Source organism: Yinghuangia sp. YIM S09857, assembly GCF_051388915.1.
Classification (GTDB): domain Bacteria; phylum Actinomycetota; class Actinomycetes; order Streptomycetales; family Streptomycetaceae; genus Yinghuangia.
In genome coordinates this window covers 218,379-233,309 of record NZ_JBPKBH010000002.1, presented here as the reverse complement: position 1 = coordinate 233,309, position 14,931 = coordinate 218,379, and the positions used below count along the sequence as shown (strand labels likewise).

The 14,931-nt window shown below is 71.9% G+C and carries 18 protein-coding genes; 7 read left to right on the top strand and 11 right to left on the bottom strand.

Annotated features, from left to right (window positions below; all coding sequences use genetic code 11):
• The 7 genes from ACRX5S_RS04255 to ACRX5S_RS04225 form a co-directional block, all read right to left on the bottom strand.
• Positions 1-218, bottom strand: a 218-nt coding sequence (locus ACRX5S_RS04255; RefSeq protein WP_436771364.1) for a GntR family transcriptional regulator, incomplete at its 3' end; no start/stop codon positions are given.
• A complete protein-coding gene (locus tag ACRX5S_RS04250; protein WP_436771363.1) occupies positions 219-1,253 on the bottom strand; it encodes a hypothetical protein in 1,035 nt (344 codons plus the stop codon).
• 208 nt (positions 1,254-1,461) lie between these two features.
• Positions 1,462-2,022, bottom strand: a complete 561-nt coding sequence (locus ACRX5S_RS04245; protein ID WP_436771362.1) for a YceI family protein — start codon at positions 2,020-2,022, stop codon at positions 1,462-1,464.
• A 132-nt stretch (positions 2,023-2,154) separates the two neighbouring features.
• The gene (locus ACRX5S_RS04240) at positions 2,155-3,030 is read right to left on the bottom strand and encodes an SGNH/GDSL hydrolase family protein (protein WP_436771361.1); all 876 of its coding nucleotides are present in this window, start codon (positions 3,028-3,030) and stop codon (positions 2,155-2,157) included.
• 56 nt (positions 3,031-3,086) lie between these two features.
• The gene (locus tag ACRX5S_RS04235; protein ID WP_436771360.1) at positions 3,087-3,302 is read right to left on the bottom strand and encodes a DUF1059 domain-containing protein; all 216 of its coding nucleotides are present in this window, start codon (positions 3,300-3,302) and stop codon (positions 3,087-3,089) included.
• Between the two features lie 153 nt (positions 3,303-3,455).
• A complete protein-coding gene (locus tag ACRX5S_RS04230; RefSeq protein WP_436771359.1) occupies positions 3,456-4,127 on the bottom strand; it encodes a class F sortase in 672 nt (223 codons plus the stop codon).
• 37 nt (positions 4,128-4,164) lie between these two features.
• Positions 4,165-4,701, bottom strand: coding sequence for a hypothetical protein (locus ACRX5S_RS04225; RefSeq protein ID WP_436771358.1), 537 nt, complete (start codon positions 4,699-4,701; stop codon positions 4,165-4,167).
• Between the two features lie 320 nt (positions 4,702-5,021).
• Between ACRX5S_RS04225 and ACRX5S_RS04220 the strand changes: the two genes are divergently transcribed.
• From ACRX5S_RS04220 to ACRX5S_RS04200, 5 genes are all read left to right on the top strand, one after another.
• Positions 5,022-5,465 carry a helix-turn-helix transcriptional regulator gene (locus tag ACRX5S_RS04220; RefSeq protein WP_436771357.1) on the top strand — a complete coding sequence of 148 codons (444 nt, stop codon included), beginning with the start codon at positions 5,022-5,024 and terminating at the stop codon, positions 5,463-5,465.
• A 10-nt stretch (positions 5,466-5,475) separates the two neighbouring features.
• Positions 5,476-5,886, top strand: a complete 411-nt coding sequence (locus ACRX5S_RS04215) for a VOC family protein (protein ID WP_436771356.1) — start codon at positions 5,476-5,478, stop codon at positions 5,884-5,886.
• Positions 5,886-8,333, top strand: a complete 2,448-nt coding sequence (locus ACRX5S_RS04210) for an ATP-binding cassette domain-containing protein (protein WP_436771355.1) — start codon at positions 5,886-5,888, stop codon at positions 8,331-8,333. The genes ACRX5S_RS04215 and ACRX5S_RS04210 overlap by 1 nt, the downstream gene beginning before the upstream one ends.
• Before the next feature lie 97 nt (positions 8,334-8,430).
• Positions 8,431-9,096 (top strand): maleylpyruvate isomerase N-terminal domain-containing protein, encoded by a 666-nt coding sequence (locus ACRX5S_RS04205; protein ID WP_436771354.1) that lies wholly within the window; start codon positions 8,431-8,433, stop codon positions 9,094-9,096.
• Positions 9,097-9,181: 85 nt separating this feature from the next.
• Positions 9,182-9,355, top strand: a complete 174-nt coding sequence (locus ACRX5S_RS04200; RefSeq protein ID WP_436771353.1) for a hypothetical protein — start codon at positions 9,182-9,184, stop codon at positions 9,353-9,355.
• A gap of 43 nt (positions 9,356-9,398) precedes the next feature.
• Here ACRX5S_RS04200 and ACRX5S_RS04195 read toward each other — a convergent pair whose 3' ends face one another.
• Entirely contained in the window at positions 9,399-10,535 is a 1,137-nt protein-coding gene (locus ACRX5S_RS04195; RefSeq protein WP_436771352.1) for a TIGR03086 family metal-binding protein, read from the bottom strand.
• Positions 10,532-10,930 (bottom strand): ArsR/SmtB family transcription factor, encoded by a 399-nt coding sequence (locus ACRX5S_RS04190; RefSeq protein ID WP_436771351.1) that lies wholly within the window; start codon positions 10,928-10,930, stop codon positions 10,532-10,534. The genes ACRX5S_RS04195 and ACRX5S_RS04190 overlap by 4 nt, the downstream gene beginning before the upstream one ends.
• A 273-nt stretch (positions 10,931-11,203) precedes the next feature.
• Between ACRX5S_RS04190 and ACRX5S_RS04185 the strand changes: the two genes are divergently transcribed.
• Positions 11,204-11,530, top strand: a complete 327-nt coding sequence (locus ACRX5S_RS04185) for a putative quinol monooxygenase (protein ID WP_436771350.1) — start codon at positions 11,204-11,206, stop codon at positions 11,528-11,530.
• A 54-nt stretch (positions 11,531-11,584) separates the two neighbouring features.
• Here ACRX5S_RS04185 and ACRX5S_RS04180 read toward each other — a convergent pair whose 3' ends face one another.
• Both ACRX5S_RS04180 and ACRX5S_RS04175 read right to left on the bottom strand, forming a co-directional pair.
• The gene (locus ACRX5S_RS04180) at positions 11,585-12,670 is read right to left on the bottom strand and encodes an ankyrin repeat domain-containing protein (protein ID WP_436771349.1); all 1,086 of its coding nucleotides are present in this window, start codon (positions 12,668-12,670) and stop codon (positions 11,585-11,587) included.
• Positions 12,671-12,895: 225 nt separating this feature from the next.
• Entirely contained in the window at positions 12,896-13,798 is a 903-nt protein-coding gene (locus ACRX5S_RS04175; protein WP_436771348.1) for an AEC family transporter, read from the bottom strand.
• Positions 13,799-14,524: 726 nt separating this feature from the next.
• On the opposite strand from ACRX5S_RS04175, the gene ACRX5S_RS04170 reads away from it, so the two are divergent.
• Positions 14,525-14,931, top strand: a 407-nt coding sequence (locus tag ACRX5S_RS04170) for a hypothetical protein (RefSeq protein ID WP_436771347.1), incomplete at its 3' end; no start/stop codon positions are given.

Here is a 14,931-nt window from a genome sequence, read left to right as displayed (position 1 = left end):
CCGCGGCCGCGGCGCAGGTCGAGCAGCCCCTCGTCGCGGAGCTGCTGGTAGGCGCGCAGGACGGTGTGCACGTTGACGGCCAGCGAAGCAGCCAACTCGCGGGCGGCGGGCAGCCGCTCGCCGGGCCCGACCACGCCGTCCGCGACGGCGCGCCGCACCGAGGCGGCGATCTGCTCGTGCAGCGGCCGGGGTGATCCCGGGTCGACGCGGAACAGCATCTAGCGCGCCCCTCCGCCGTCGGGGCGACCGCCCGGGGCTCCCGGGCCGTCGCCGTGGCGCCGACCGCGGGCGGCGAGCGTGTTGAGGACGGAGGCGGCCGTACGCGCGTCCCCGACGGTGACGACGAACGTCCCGCCGGTCGCCAGGTCGACCGAAAGGGCTTCGCCCGAACGGAGGATGACCCCCGAGGAGCCGCGGCGCACGCGGTAGCCCCAGCCGCCGAAGTCGCGCATCGCGCGGACGTCGCGAGTGCCCGCCTCGTTTATCCGGGCGAGGGGCACGAGGGTGCGGGGGCGGGGGAGCGGGCCGTACGCGACGGTCAGGCCGGACCGGTTGGCCGTCACGCGCACGGCCGCCAGCGCGCCGGTGACCAGGGCCGCGCCCAGCATCACCAGGCTCGGCACCCAGTCGCCGACGAGGCCGACCACGAGCCCGACGACGGGCAGCGCCACGGTGACGGCCACCATGACGGGGGAGACCACGCGGCGCGTCCAGACCAGGACCTCGCCGTCGTGGGCCTCCAGATAACCGGCCTTCGCGGACGGAACGGACCCGGACCCCACCACCTCATCGGCAGGGGGCCCGGCCAGCAGCCACCCGAGGCCCGCCGCCACCGCGAACACGCCGGCGGCCGCCGCGAGATGGCCGAGGCCGAAGCCGACCGAGCTCGGCTCCGCGTCCAGGTTGGCGTGCAGCAGCATGATGACGAGGAAACCGAGGAACGCGCTGAAGCCGACGCTGCCCACGGCCGTCGTGCGCTGCCCCCACGCGTACGCGCGCGACCACCACACGATGACGGTGTTCAGCGCGCCCGTGCCGAGGATGACGATGCCGGTGACGACGAGGAAGACGGTCTGCGACGTGTGGTCGTCGGCGCGCCCGTCGGCACCCATGTGGGTGGCGAGCGGATCGGGGAGCCGAGCGTGCCAGGCGGCGAAGGCCACGACGACGGCCGCGAATCCGAGGACGGCGGCGGCCGCGGTGAGGAGCATGCGGCGCAGGGCGACGGAGCGGAGTGTGCGGACAGGCGGCATAGGTTCTCCCGGTTGTTATAGTCCAACTATAACAACCGGGAGAACGAACCCCCAGGGCGGGCCGGCCCGGGAGCGGGCATCCGGTGTCGGCGCGGGCCGCGCAACGCGGGAGCCCCCGGCGGGTGCCGGCGGCATGCCGGTCGATCGGCGGGGGCTCGGTGCGACTCGGCGGGGAGCTCGGGGGAGGGGGTGCGGGGGAGGGGGGCGATCAGGCGTCCTTGACCGCGGACACCTCGATCTCCAGCGTCACCTTGTCGCTGACCAGGACGCCGCCGGTCTCCAGCGTGGCGTTCCAGGTCATGCCGTAGTCCTTGCGCTTGATGACCACGGAGCCCTCGAAGCCGACGCGGAGGTTGCCGTACGGGTCGCGCGCGGCGCCGTTGTACTCCAGGTCGATGCTCAGCGGGTGCGTCACGCCCTTGATGGTGAGGTCGCCGGTGAGGCGGTACGTGTCGTCGTCGACCTGCTCGACGGCCGTCGACCGGAAGGTGATGTTCGGGAAGTTGGGCGCGTCCAGGAAGTCGTTGGTCCGCAGGTGGCCGTCGCGCTGGTCGTTGCGCGTGTCGATGCTCGCGGCCGTGATGCTCACGGACACCGTGGACTTCGCCGGGTCGTCGCCGTCGAGGGTCGCCTTGCCCTCGAACTCGTTGAAGGCGCCGCGCACTTTGGTGACCATCGCGTGCCGGGCGGAGAACCCGATCCTGGAGTGCACGGGGTCGATGGTGTACGAGCCGGTCAGATCGCTGAGGGAGACGGGGTTGTCGGTCATGCAGCCGAGCCTGCGCCGCCCGGGCGGGGTCGGCAACCGGACCTTCGGCTGTCCGTGCGTCCCTCGTTCCGGTGAACATGTAATAACTGGCCCTTGCTATGCGTTCTTTTCCACCACACCCCACAACCACCGTCAAGAAGGGAGGTCGCCGCCGTCCCACGCGGTGAGTTCCGGGCGCTTGGGCGGGCGTCCGTCGCCGGAGGAGCGGCCGGTGACGCGGCGGTAGAGCCACGGCCCGAGGTGGACCTTGGCCCACTGGGCGTCGGACTTGCGGCGGGCGAGCCAGGGGGCCGGGGTCGCCGGGGGCAGTGGTACGCGCCAGTCGGCGTCGTGCGGGAGGCCGAGTGCCTCGCACACGGCGTCGGCGACGCGGCGGTGGCCTTCGGTGGAGAGGTGGAGCCGGTCGGCGCCCCACATGCGGGGGTCGTCGAACGCGCGGACGGTGAACAGGTCGATGACGGTCGCGTCGTGGCGCTTGCCGAGGTCGTCGACGAACGAGACCAGTTGCTCGATGCGCGGCATGAGGCGGGCGCTGGACTTGAGCCGCCGGGTCGGGTCGGTGCTGCGGAAGAGGACCAGGCGTCCGGTCGCGGCGGCGAGGGTCGCGGCGGACTCCTCCAGGACGGCGCACACGGCGGCGAGGTCGCAGCGCGGGCGCAGGACGTCGTTGAGTCCGCCGGCGAGGGTGGTCAGGTCGGCGCGGAGGGCGGCGGCGACGGGGACCTGGTCGCGGGCGATCTGGCCGATGAGCTTGCCGCGGACGGCGAGGTTCGCGTACCGGAGGCCGGGGTTGGCGTCGGCGAGTCGGCCGGCGAGGAGGTCGGCCCAGCCGCGGTAGGTGTCGGCGGGGTGTGCTCCGTCGGCCGGGTGGTGCGCGGGCCAGGGGTCGGACATGCCCTCGGTGAAGGAGTCGCCGACGGCGACGAGGGTCGTGACGGGGCCGAGGGGGCCGGGGCCGCCTGGTGGGGAGGCGTGGGCGCGGTCGGCGGGTGTGGAGTTGTGGTCCATGGCGGGTCGATTTTATGCCCGCGGTGGGAGGGGGTCGCGCGGTGGTCGGCGTCGGGTCAGGCGGGTGTCGCGTGGTGTGCGGCGAGCCAGGTGTTCTCGTCTTCGAGGTCGTTGCGGATCCAGTCGCGGACCTCGTCGGTCTCGGGTTCGTTGTGGACGCGTGCGGCGTGGTCGACGGCGGCGCGGAGGACTTCGTCCTCTTCGCCGATGATGACGAGGCTGCAACCCATTTCGTTGGGGGTCTTGGTGCAGTCGGCGACCTTGCGGGTCATGGCCGGCTCCTCTCGGCGTGACCGTCGCCGGGGCGCGGCGGCCCTTGTGTCCACTGTCGCATCGGGGTGCCGGGGCGTCCGGGTTCTTCGGATTGTTGTGCGCGGGTCGTGGTGCGGTTCGGGGATTCCGGTTCACCGTTGGCCGTGGGTGGTTCAGCGGGTGGCGGTGAGGTGGGCGTAGACGACGGTGTTGGCGGAGTAGCCGGTGTGTTCGTCGTAGGTGCCGCCGCAGGTGATGACGCGGAGTTCGGGGCGTCCGGTGGGGCCGTAGACGCGGGTGCTGGGGAAGTTGTCGCGGGGGTGGGTGCGTACGGCGTAGATGGTGAAGACGGCGGTGCGGCCGTCGCGGCGGTGGATTTCGACGGTGCGGCCGGTGCCGAGTTTGCCGAGGTCGTAGAAGACGGCTGGGCCTTTTTTGTTGTCGACGTGTCCGGCGATGACGGCGGTGCCGGTTTCGCCGGGGGTGACGGCCTGGGTGTTCCATCCGGCGACGTCGGCGCGGTCGGCGGGGGGTACGTCGAGTTCGCCGGCGGGGGAGACGTCGAGGCCGATGAGGCGGGCGTTGACGGCGATGGCGGGGATGCGGATCCAGGTGGGGGTGGATCGGGTGAGGGGTGCGCTGCCGCCGGTGGGTGTGGTGCCGCTGTTGTCGGGGGCGGGTGGTCCGGGGGTGCCGGCGACGCCGTTGTGGATGAGGAGGGCGGCGATGCCGAGGGTGGCGGCGAGGGCGGTGAGGCGCAGGCGTGTGCCACCCCCGGCCGCGGCGCTGGCCGCGCGGCCGGGGGTGGTGTCCTGGGTGGGGTCGGCGGGGGTGCCGTGGGGCATCGGGTGCGCCGTTCCGGGGCGGGGTCGGTGGTGGGGGTCAGGTGCGGTTGGCGGCGCGGCGGCGGAGCATGAGGGTGGCGGTGCCGAGGGCGCCTGCGGCGAGGAGGGTGCCGATGGCGATCTGGGTGTTGTCGGGGCCGCCTGCGGCTCCGCCGAAGCCGGTGTGGACGGGGCCGGTGACGGGGGTGGTCGTGGTCGTGGTGGTTGTGGTGGCGACGACGACGGTTGTGGTGGTGGTGACGGGCTTTCCGGTGGGTGGGCCGGAGGAGCAGCTGGCGGTCACGGTGTATTGGCCGGCGGGGGTGGTGGCGTGGACTTGGAGGGTGCCGGTGAAGACGCCTTTGGTGGCGGTGCCGAAGAGGATGGTGCCGGCTTTGGAGGTGCCGTCGGCGACGGCGGCGGCTTCGGTGGGGCAGGTGAGGGTGAGTTGCACGGTTTGGCCGGGGTGGACGTTGCCGGGGGTGGCGTGTACGGACGGGACGGGGTGTCCGTCGTTGGCGATGGCCGCGGGTGCGGTGGTGGCCAGGAGTGCGGCGGCCACGGCGGTGCCTGCGGCGAATCGGGTTGCGTACACGGGGGACCTCCAGGGCGTGTGCATTGGTGCGTGTGCGTGGTGCGTTGTTGCGGCCGGTGGGACGTCGGTCGCGTTGTGTGCCCAGACAAACGCGGTGAGTGCGGGTGTGCAGCGCGGGGGGTTCGCCGGGACGGCCTAGGCGCGGGTTCGGGGTGGGGGTGTTTGTGCTGGTCAGGCCAGGTTTTTGGGGGTCGGTCGCGGCGTGGGCCGGCGGGTTCGCGGTTTAGGGCGAACGGGGGATGGTCGGGGTCGGCGGGGGGTGTCGGGTGCGTGGGTCGGGGGCGGTTTCCGGGTTGTGGGGGTGTGGCAGGATTTCGCGGGTGGGCAGCAGGCCGGTTTCTGAGCAGCGGGTGCTCGACCTTGTGCGGTTGCGGCGTGTGCGGGACCGGATCGACCGGGAGTATGCGCAGCCGTTGAATGTCGAGGCGTTGGCGCGTGGGGCGAACATGTCGGCGGGTCATTTGAGCCGGGAGTTCCGGCAGGCGTACGGGGAGTCTCCGTACGGGTATCTGATGACGCGTCGGATCGAGCGGGCGATGGCGTTGCTGCGGCGCGGGGACATGAGCGTGACGGATGTGTGTTTCGCGGTGGGGTGTCAGTCGTTGGGGACGTTCAGTACGCGGTTCGCGGAGTTGGTGGGGATGCCGCCGAGTGCGTATCGGGAGCGGGCGGCGGGGGCGACGGCGGGGATGCCGGCGTGTGTGGCGAAGCGGGTGACGCGGCCGGTCAGGAATCGAGAAGCGCCGCCGTCGGGCCGCGGTTAGCGTGTGCGGCATGGACCTGACGATTCATTCCTCGTTCCTGCCGCAGACGGATCCGGAGGCGGCGCTCGCCTTTTACCGGGACACGCTGGGTTTCGAGGTGCGGAACGATGTCGGCTACGAGGGGCTGCGCTGGATCACGGTGGGTCCGGTGGGGCAGCCGGGGACGTCGATTGTGCTGCATCCGCCGGCCGCTGATCCGGGGGTGACGGAGGAGGAGCGGCGGATGATCGCGGAGATGATGGCGAAGGGGACGTTCGCGGGGATCAATTTCGCGACGCGTGATCTGGATTCGGTGTTCGACCGGTTGCAGGCGGGTGATGCGGAGGTTGTGCAGGAGCCGACGGATCAGCCGTACGGGGTGCGGGACTGCGCGTTCCGGGATCCGTTCGGGAATTTGATCCGGATCGAGGAGGCGCGCTGATGGCGGGGGCGCGGAAGGCGGCGGCGAAGCGGCCTGCGGGTGCGGCGGCGAAGCGGATCGCGAGTGCGGCGGCGGGCGTGGGGGCGGATCCGGGGGCGGTGGATCCGGACAGCCACGACCTGATCCGGGTGCACGGTGCGCGGGTGAACAACCTGAAGGACGTGAGTATCGAGATCCCGAAGCGCCGGTTGACGGTGTTCACGGGGGTGTCGGGTTCGGGGAAGAGTTCGCTGGTGTTCGACACGATCGCGGCGGAGTCGCAGCGGTTGATCAACGAGACGTACAGCGCGTTCGTGCAGGGGTTCATGCCGTCGCTGGCGCGGCCCGAGGTGGATGTGCTGGAGGGGTTGACGACGGCGATCATCGTGGACCAGCAGCGGTTGGGGTCGGATCCGCGGTCGACGGTGGGGACGGCGACGGATGCGAACGCGATGCTGCGGATCCTGTTCAGCCGGTTGGGGAGGCCGTTCGGGGGGTCGCCGAACGCGTTCTCGTTCAATGTGCCGTCGGTGCGGGCGAGCGGTGCGATCACGGTGGAGCGCGGGAACAAGAAGACGGTGCGGGCGTCGTTCAGCCGGACCGGGGGGATGTGTCCGCGGTGTGAGGGGCGCGGGTCGGTGTCGGACATCGATCTGACGCAGTTGTACGACGATTCGAAGTCGTTGGCGGAGGGCGCGTTCACGATTCCGGGGTGGAAGTCGGACAGCTTCTGGACGGTGCGGGTGTATGCGGAGTCGGGTCTGTTGGACCCGGGCAAGCCGATCCGGCGGTTCACGAAGAAGGAGATGCAGGACTTCCTGTACCACGAGCCGGTGAAGGTGAAGGTGGACGGGGTCAATCTGACGTACGAGGGGTTGATTCCGAAGATCCAGAAGTCGTTCCTGTCGAAGGACAAGGAGGCGATGCAGCCGCACATCCGGGAGTTCGTGGAGCGTGCGGTGACGTTCACGACGTGTCCGGAGTGCGAGGGGACGCGGCTGACGGCTGCGGCGCGGGCGTCGAAGATCGGCGGGGTGGGCATCGCGGACGCGTGTGCGATGCAGATCAGTGATCTGGCGGAGTGGGTGGCGGGGTTGGAGGAGCCGTCGGTGGCGCCGCTGCTGGCGGCGTTGCGGCGGACGTTGGACTCGTTCGTGGAGATCGGGCTGGGGTATCTGGCGTTGGACCGGCCGTCGGGGACGTTGTCGGGTGGTGAGGCGCAGCGGGTGAAGATGATCCGGCACCTGGGGTCGTCGCTGACGGATACGACGTATGTGTTCGACGAGCCGACGATCGGGTTGCATCCGCATGACGTGCAGCGGATGAACGGGTTGTTGCTGCGGTTGCGGAACAAGGGCAACACGGTGCTGGTGGTGGAGCACAAGCCGGAGACGATCGTGATCGCGGACCATGTGGTGGATCTTGGTCCGGGGGCGGGTACGGCGGGTGGGACGGTGTGTTTCGAGGGTTCGGTGGAGGGTCTGCGGAAGGCGGGCACGGTCACGGGGCGGCATTTCGACGACCGGGCGGCGGTGAAGGGGTCGGTGCGGACGCCGTCGGGGAAGTTGGCGGTGCGGGGGGCGTCGGCGAACAACCTGCGGGATGTGGATGTGGACTTTCCGCTGGGGGTGTTGGTGGTCGTGACGGGGGTGGCGGGGTCGGGGAAGAGTTCGCTGGTGCACGGGTCGCTGGTGAAGGGGGGTGGTGTGGTGTCGGTGGACCAGGGTGCGATCAAGGGGTCGCGGCGGAGCAATCCGGCGACGTACACGGGGTTGTTGGAGCCGATCCGGAAGGCGTTCGCGAAGGCGAACGGGGTGAAGCCGGCGTTGTTCAGCGCGAATTCCGAGGGCGCGTGTCCGAACTGCAACGGTGCGGGGGTCGTGTTCACGGATCTGGCGATGATGGCGGGGGTGGCGAGCACGTGCGAGGAGTGCGAGGGGCGGCGGTTCGACGCGTCGGTGCTGGAGTACCGGTTCGGGGGGCGGGACATCAGCGAGGTGCTGGGGATGCCGGTGTCGGAGGCGTTGGAGTTCTTCGGTGCGGGTGAGGCGCGTACGCCTGCGGCGCACACGATTTTGGGGCGGTTGGCGGATGTGGGGCTGGGCTACGTCACGTTGGGGCAGCCGTTGACGACGTTGTCGGGTGGTGAGCGGCAGCGGTTGAAGCTGGCGACGCACCTGGGTGAGAAGGGCGGGGTGTACGTCCTGGACGAGCCGACGACGGGTCTGCACCTGGCGGATGTGGAGCAGTTGCTGGGGTTGTTGGACCGGTTGGTGGATTCGGGGAAGTCGGTGATCGTGGTGGAGCATCATCAGGCGGTGATGGCGCACGCGGACTGGATCGTGGACCTGGGTCCGGGGGCGGGCCATGACGGCGGTCGGGTGGTGTTCGAGGGGACGCCGGCGGAGTTGGTGGCGGCGCGGTCGACGGTGACGGGCGAGCATTTGGCGGCGTACGTGGGGGTGTGAGCCTGTCCGTGCGGTGTCGGTGGCGGGGTTGGGTGGGTGGCCCGCGGGTGGGTGGGGTTCGTCGGGGTGTCGCGGGGGCTGCTGTTAGCGTGCCGGGATGGATCTCTTCTCGGGTTCGTGGGCGGCGTTGCGCGGCGCGGTGGCGGATCTGCCGGACGGGGATTTCGGCCGTCGGTCGGGGTGTTCGGGCTGGCTGGTGCGGGATCTGGTGTGCCATCTGGTGATCGACGCGCAGGATGTGCTGATCACTTTGGCGACGCCTGCGGAGGGGGAGCCGACGCGGGACGCGGTGACGTACTGGGAGCTGGTGGCGCCGCCGACGGGGGAGGATCCGTTGGACGCGCTGACGGTGCGGCTGGCGGCGGCGTACGGGGAGCCGTGGCTGTTGCGGTTCCACCTGGACGACGTGGGTTCGGCCGCGGGGCGTGCCGCGGAGCTGGCGGATCGGGGCGCCTTGGTGGGGACGCGCGGGCAGGTGCTGACGGTCGGGGACTATTTGGGGGCGTACGTCCTGGAGTGGACGCTGCACCACCTGGACCTGGTCGCGCATGTGCCGGGGGCGGTGCCGCCTCCGGCGGAGGGGTTGGCGCGGTCGCGGGCGATGCTGGAGGAGATCGCGGGTGCGGCGTTCCCGGTGTCCTTCTCGGATGCGGACGCCCTGTTGCTCGGCACGGGCCGACGCGCACCGACGGCCGCGGAGCGCTCCCGGTTGGCGGAGGCGGGCGGCGGGTTGGACGCCCGGCTGCCGTTCGTCCTCGGCTAGCGCCGCCGCGGCGGGAGGTCGCGGACGGGCGGCTGAGCACGTGTGCGGTGCTCGTTCGGCCGCGGTCGGCACCGTGCAGGAGCAGATGGGCGCGTTCGACGCGTTCGCGAATCGCATCGAGCGGATGCCGGTGGAGTCCATGCCGGTCACCACGGCGCAGGCGGTGCCGCTGCTCGGCGAGGACGTGGTGACGGCCAACCGGGCGGTGCAGATCGGGCCTGCACATCGGGGTCGCCGTGTTGTAGGGGTGTTGGGGTAGCGGTGCCGTGGTGCGTGGGCAGGGCGTGCGTTCGGGGTGCGGGTCAGGGTGTGCGGCCGATGAAGGCGAGCAGGCGGGTCTGGACGTCGGCGTCGTCGGGGACGTTTGTGCGGGGGCCGAACTGGCCGCTGCTGCGGAGGATTTCGTCCATGGGCAGCATGCCTTCCAGGAGTTCGGCGCATTTGCGGGGGTCGAGGGTTTCGTCCTGGCCGGTGGCGCGGGCGAGGTCCCAGGTGTGCAGGAAGACGTCGGCTGTGTAGAACTGGTCGACCGCCCGGTCGAGGGGGAGTTCGCCGATGTGCGGGTTGGTGAGGGTGCGGTGTGCGGTGTCGGGTTGGTCGAGGAGTGCTTGGACGCCGTCGCTGTGCACGGTCCAGGCGGCCACCGGGTCGTCGTCGGCGGAGGGGCCCTTGGGCAGGTCGACGCCCGCGCCGGCCTTGAGGAAGTCGGGGAACCACTCGACGAGGTGGCGTACGACGTCGCGGGCGGTCCATCCGTCGCACGGTGCCGGGTTGTCCCAGGCGTCGGGTGGGACGGCTCGTACGAGGCCGGTGAACGCGTGGGCGACGCGGCGGTGTTCGTCTGCGGGGGTACGGCTGTCCGCGGCGGCCTGCGCGGTGGTGCCCGGCCGGTCGGCGGTGTTGTCGCCGTCGCGGGCGAGGAGTTCGTCGAGGCGTTCGTGTCCGTCGCGGATGCCGTCGCGCATGCCGGTGGCGAGTTTGGCGTCGCGGGCCCGGACGGACTGCATGAGGGAGGTGGTGGTGACGCGGGTGCGGCGGTCGCCGAGGTCGTCGAAGACGGTGGTCTCCAGGCTGACGTTGTCCGGGGAGCCGTCGTAGCCGAGCGTGTGGACGATGCGGGTGTGGGGGCGTACCTCGTGGAAGACGCCGTGGAAGCCGTAGGCGGTGCCGTCGTCGGCGGTGTGGGTGTAGCGGTAGGAGCCGCCGGTGCGGGCGTCGTAGCGGTCGATGCGCATGGTGAGGCGGCGCGGGCCGAGCCATTGGACGACGAGGGCGGGGTCGGTGTGCGCGCGGAAGACGTGCGCGGGCGGGGCGGCGAACTCGCGTGTGATCACGATGGTGGGCAGCGCGGGGTCGGCGGTGATCCGGGTCTCCCCGCGGCCGTCGCGGTCGCGGCCGTTGCGGCGGTCCGTGCGCGGGGTGTGGTCGGCGGTGCTCATGATGCCGCTTCCTCCGTGGCTGCGGTGGTGGCTGCGGTCGTGGCGTGGGTGCCGGCTGGGGGGCCGGTGCCGGTTTCGTCCATGCGTGCGAGGACGGCGTCCAGGCGGCGGAAGCGGTCCTCGGCCTCGCGCCGGTAGCGCTCGATCCACTTCACCGTCAGGTCGAGGACGTCGGCCTCCAGGTGGCAGGGGCGGCGCTGCGCGTCGCGGCCGCGGGTGACGAGCCCGGCGTCCTGCAAGACCCTGATGTGCTTGGAGACGGCCTGCACGGTGATGTCGTACGGCGCGGCCAACTCGTTGACGGTGGCGTCGCCGACGGCGAGACGGGCGACGATGTCGCGCCGTGTGGGGTCGGCGAGCGCCGCGAACACGCGGGACAACCGGTCGTCGGACATCCCCGCACCCCACTCGTATTCAACGTATCGGTTGAACACAAAGTAGGGGTGGCCCGCCGCGCGGTCAACCGATCGATTGAACACGCTGGTCAGCGCCCTGTCCTGCCCGTGGTGTCAGGCATCGTGGCGGCGGACCCGTTCCTGGTTCCGGTGGACCCAGGAACGGGGGTCCGGGGTGGGACGCGGCCCTGGGCAGGGCGTGCCGCGGTCCGCAGGATGGAGGGCACCGGCCGGTCGGCTCCGTACCGGCCACGACCCGCAGGGGAGCGCTCCATGTCGAACACGTCAACCGCATCAACCACGTCGGGCACGCTGACCATCGTCGCGTCGTTCACCGCCAAACCGGGCCAGGAGCGGCGTCTGCGCGAGGAGTTGGACGCGATGGTCGCGCCGTCGCTGGCCGAGGAGGGCTGCCTGGGCTACCGGCCCTACGCGGACCCGGCGCGCCCCGACCGGATGATCATCGTGGAGGAGTGGGTCGACGCCGCGGCCCTGGAGCACCACTTCACGCTGCCGCACTTCGCCCGCGTCGCGAAGGCCCTGGACGAGATCCTCGACGAGCCGTTCACGCTGCGGCGTCTGACCGACGTCCCCGCCTGACCTGCCGGCCGAGGACGCGCCGCCGCCGACCGCCGCGGTTCTCCGCGGCTGCCCTCACGTGCCGTCCAGCAGGGCCAGCGCGTCCGTGCGGTCGAGTTCGCGGGCGATCTCCAGCGGGGTGTGGGACCTGACCGGGTAGCGCAGGTGCTTCGGATCGTCCAGGCGCGCGTGCGGGTCGGCGCCCGCGGCCACGAGGAGCCGCACCGCCTCGGTGCCGTCCGGGCCCGCGGCGGTCACCGCGTCGTGGAGGGGCGTGCGGCCGTGCGCGTCGGCGGCGTTGGGGTCGGCGCCCGCGGCGAGCAGCGCGGCGACGACGTCCGGGGTGATCTCGGGCCCGGGCACCACGCGGAAATCGCGGGCGACGGCCAGGTGCAGCGGGGTCACCCCGGCCGTCACGTCGCCGAACGTGTCGCAGTGCCGGTCGGGGTGGCGGTACGTCCAGGGGATCCTGAACGTCTCGCCGACCGCCGCGCCCGGGTCGGCCCCCGCCTCGGCGAGCGCCCGCACGACGGCGGCGGAGCGTCCGATCGCGGCCAGGTGCATCGCGGTCAGCCCGGTGTCGTCCAGCGGACCGAGCACCGGTTCGCGGGCGGCCAGGGCCTCGCGGGCGGCGTCGGCGTCGCCGAACGCGCAGGCCCGCGGCAGCAGCTCCGCCGCGGTCGGTGGCGGCACGGCCTCCAGGTCGGCGAGCATCGCGGACAGGGGGTGCGGGGCGGGGATGCCGTCCTCGTCGTCCCAGTCGTGGTCGATGACGTAGACCGGCGGGTCGCCCGTGCCGGCCTCGTCGAGGTCGACCAGCCAGTAGAACTGGGTGCTGGTCATGGCGACGAACAGCCACGCCCGGTCCGGCGGCCCCTCCTCCACCTCCAGCTGCATCGGGAGGTCGAGCGTGCCGCAGCCGTCCTCGTCGAGCAGGACGTGGTCCTCGGGCCAGGTGACCGCCAGCAGCGCCTGGACCTCGTCAGGGACGCGTCGCTCCCCGGCCGGGGTCTCGACGGTGAAGTCGTCGCGCGGCGCGAACCCGTCCGGCACCGCGCCGCGCAGGCGCGCGACCTCGCGCAGGACGTCGGGGTGCAGTCCGCCGGGCGGGGAACCGGGCGCGTCGGCGGTGGACGCGTACTGCTGGGGCGTGTCGTTCACGGGCGCCTTCCGTAGGGACCGGCCGCGGCCCGGCCCGGAGGAGGCAGATGATAGGCGACACCGACGCCCGCGAGCCCGAACTGGCGCCCCGTGCAGTCCACTTCGCGCACGCGGGGCGGAACAGGCGCGGGCCCTGCGGGCCCGTTCCGCGGACTCCGGTGTGCCGCCCCGGGTTCGCAAAGCGGATAGTCCCGGCCGGGCGACCCCGCGGGAGCCCGCGGGTGTTCAGGGGTGGACGAGCCGGGTGGTCAACGGCAACAGCGCTAGCGCCGTGATCAGGCCGACGGACACCTGCGAGGCGGCGAACTCGACTTCCAGGTCCTCCAGTTCGGCGAACGTGATCGTGTTGAAGCCGACGGGTGCGGTCGCCGCGAACAGGGCGATGCGCGCGTCCGGCCCGTCGAGGCCCACGGCGGCGGCGAACACTGCGGCCAGGAGCACACCGAGGCCGAACCGCAGGCAGACGGTCAGTGCGAGGAGTCCCGGCCGGCGGGCCTTCGGCTCGAACTTCAGCCCCAGCGCGATCAGGATGAGCGCCCCTGTGGCGCGGGCGGCCGACTCGAAGGAGTCGAGGAGCACCGCCGGGGGAGTGATGCGGGCGGCCCTGACCACGGCGGCGGCCGCCAGCGCCCACAGCGGCGGCGACGCGAGCAGCTTCCCCAGCATGTGGGGCCTGTCGGGTGCGTCGTCGCGGGCGACCTTGACCACGACGGCGTGGACCAACGAGAAGGTGGTGAGCGTGACGAACGCGTCGATGACGACCAGCCGGGCCAAGGCCTCGGGGCCGCCGAGGCGTTCGGCGAACGGCAGCAGGAAGCCGGTGTTCATCACGGCGCAGCCGGTCAGGAACGCGCCGAACAGGCGGCGGTCGAGTGTCCGCAGGGCGGTCCTGCGCAGCAACAGGACCACGCCCAGGGTGCCGCAGCACACGGTCGGGCCCAGCAGGCTCAGCCGGGCGAGCGAGGCGTCGAACTCGACGTGCACGACGGCCAGGAACACCAGCGGCGGCAGCGCGATGTGGAAGACCACGCGCAGCAGGGCACTGCCGTCGTCGGAGGTGAGGGCCCCGGCACGCCGGGCGGCGTGGCCGGCGGCGATCAGGGCCAGCAGGGGCACGACGTCGTGCACGGGACTCCCGTCGCGGGTCGGGGCGGGATGGGTGGACCGATGATCCGTCAGTCGCGGCGACGGCGGGCGGGTTGTCCGGCATGCGTCGAGGGGTACGGTCCGCCTGCGCGACGCCGCCTCCGCGGCCCGAGGCCCCCGTCCGACCCCCGTTCCCGAGAACGGGGCGCACCTACTGCGTGGTGTTCTCGGACGCCGGCGACCTCGTCGCGTGCGGGGGGACGGCGGCAGCGTGGTCGTGCTCGGCAGGGGCGGCGGCACCTGACGACCTGCTCCCGGCGGCGAACGCGTGCGTGCAACGCGTGCGTGCGCAGGACGTCCAGGCGCCCGCGCCGTGAGCGGCGGCGGGCGGGCCGCCGCCTTCCCGCGAACCGGGCGGCTCTCGGCCCGAGTTCGGTGCCGTCGTGCCCGACGGTCTCCGTGTCCCTGCCGCGTCGCGTCCTTGCCTCGCGGGCGGAATCGCCGGCGGCCGCAGGCTGCGACGGTGCGGTGGGCGCGGTCGGGGCGGTCGGGGTTGACAGTGCGGGCGTGTGACGCGGGTCATCGTCGGCGGTTGTCACAGAGCGCCGGGGAGCGGCGTCTGGTGTGCGTGGTGGACGCATTCCGCACCGATTGACGGCGGTGCGACGACGTCTTTGCGGTGTCGGTCTCGTACGCCACAACTCGTACGCCATGGCGTCGAGTTGTTCGCGCATTCGCGCAAGAGAAACGCAATGAGGAGGTTCAACCATGGGGAACGACAACACACGGCCCCTGCTCTTGAAAATCGCCGCCCTGTCGCTGGCCACCGCCTCGGTCGGCGTCTTCGCCGTGGGCAGCGCGGATGCCGGTACCCCGAAAAAGGACCGGGTCGAAACCTTCGAACTCCAGCTCAAAGACCTTGAGTACAATCCGATCGACCTCGGCCCGGCAGGGCCGAGCCTGGGCGATATGAGCGCCTACTGCGCCACCGCGGTGGAGAACGGCCGCACAGTCGGATACGGCGCCGGGACAGCTCAGGTCGTGCACGTCGAGGGCGGAAAGGTCACGTCACAGGCCGTGATCACACTGGAACTCGAACGGGGGTCCTTGACGATGCAATCGCTGCGGACGAACGAGGCGAGTTCGCTCGACATGGCCATCACCGGCGGCACGGG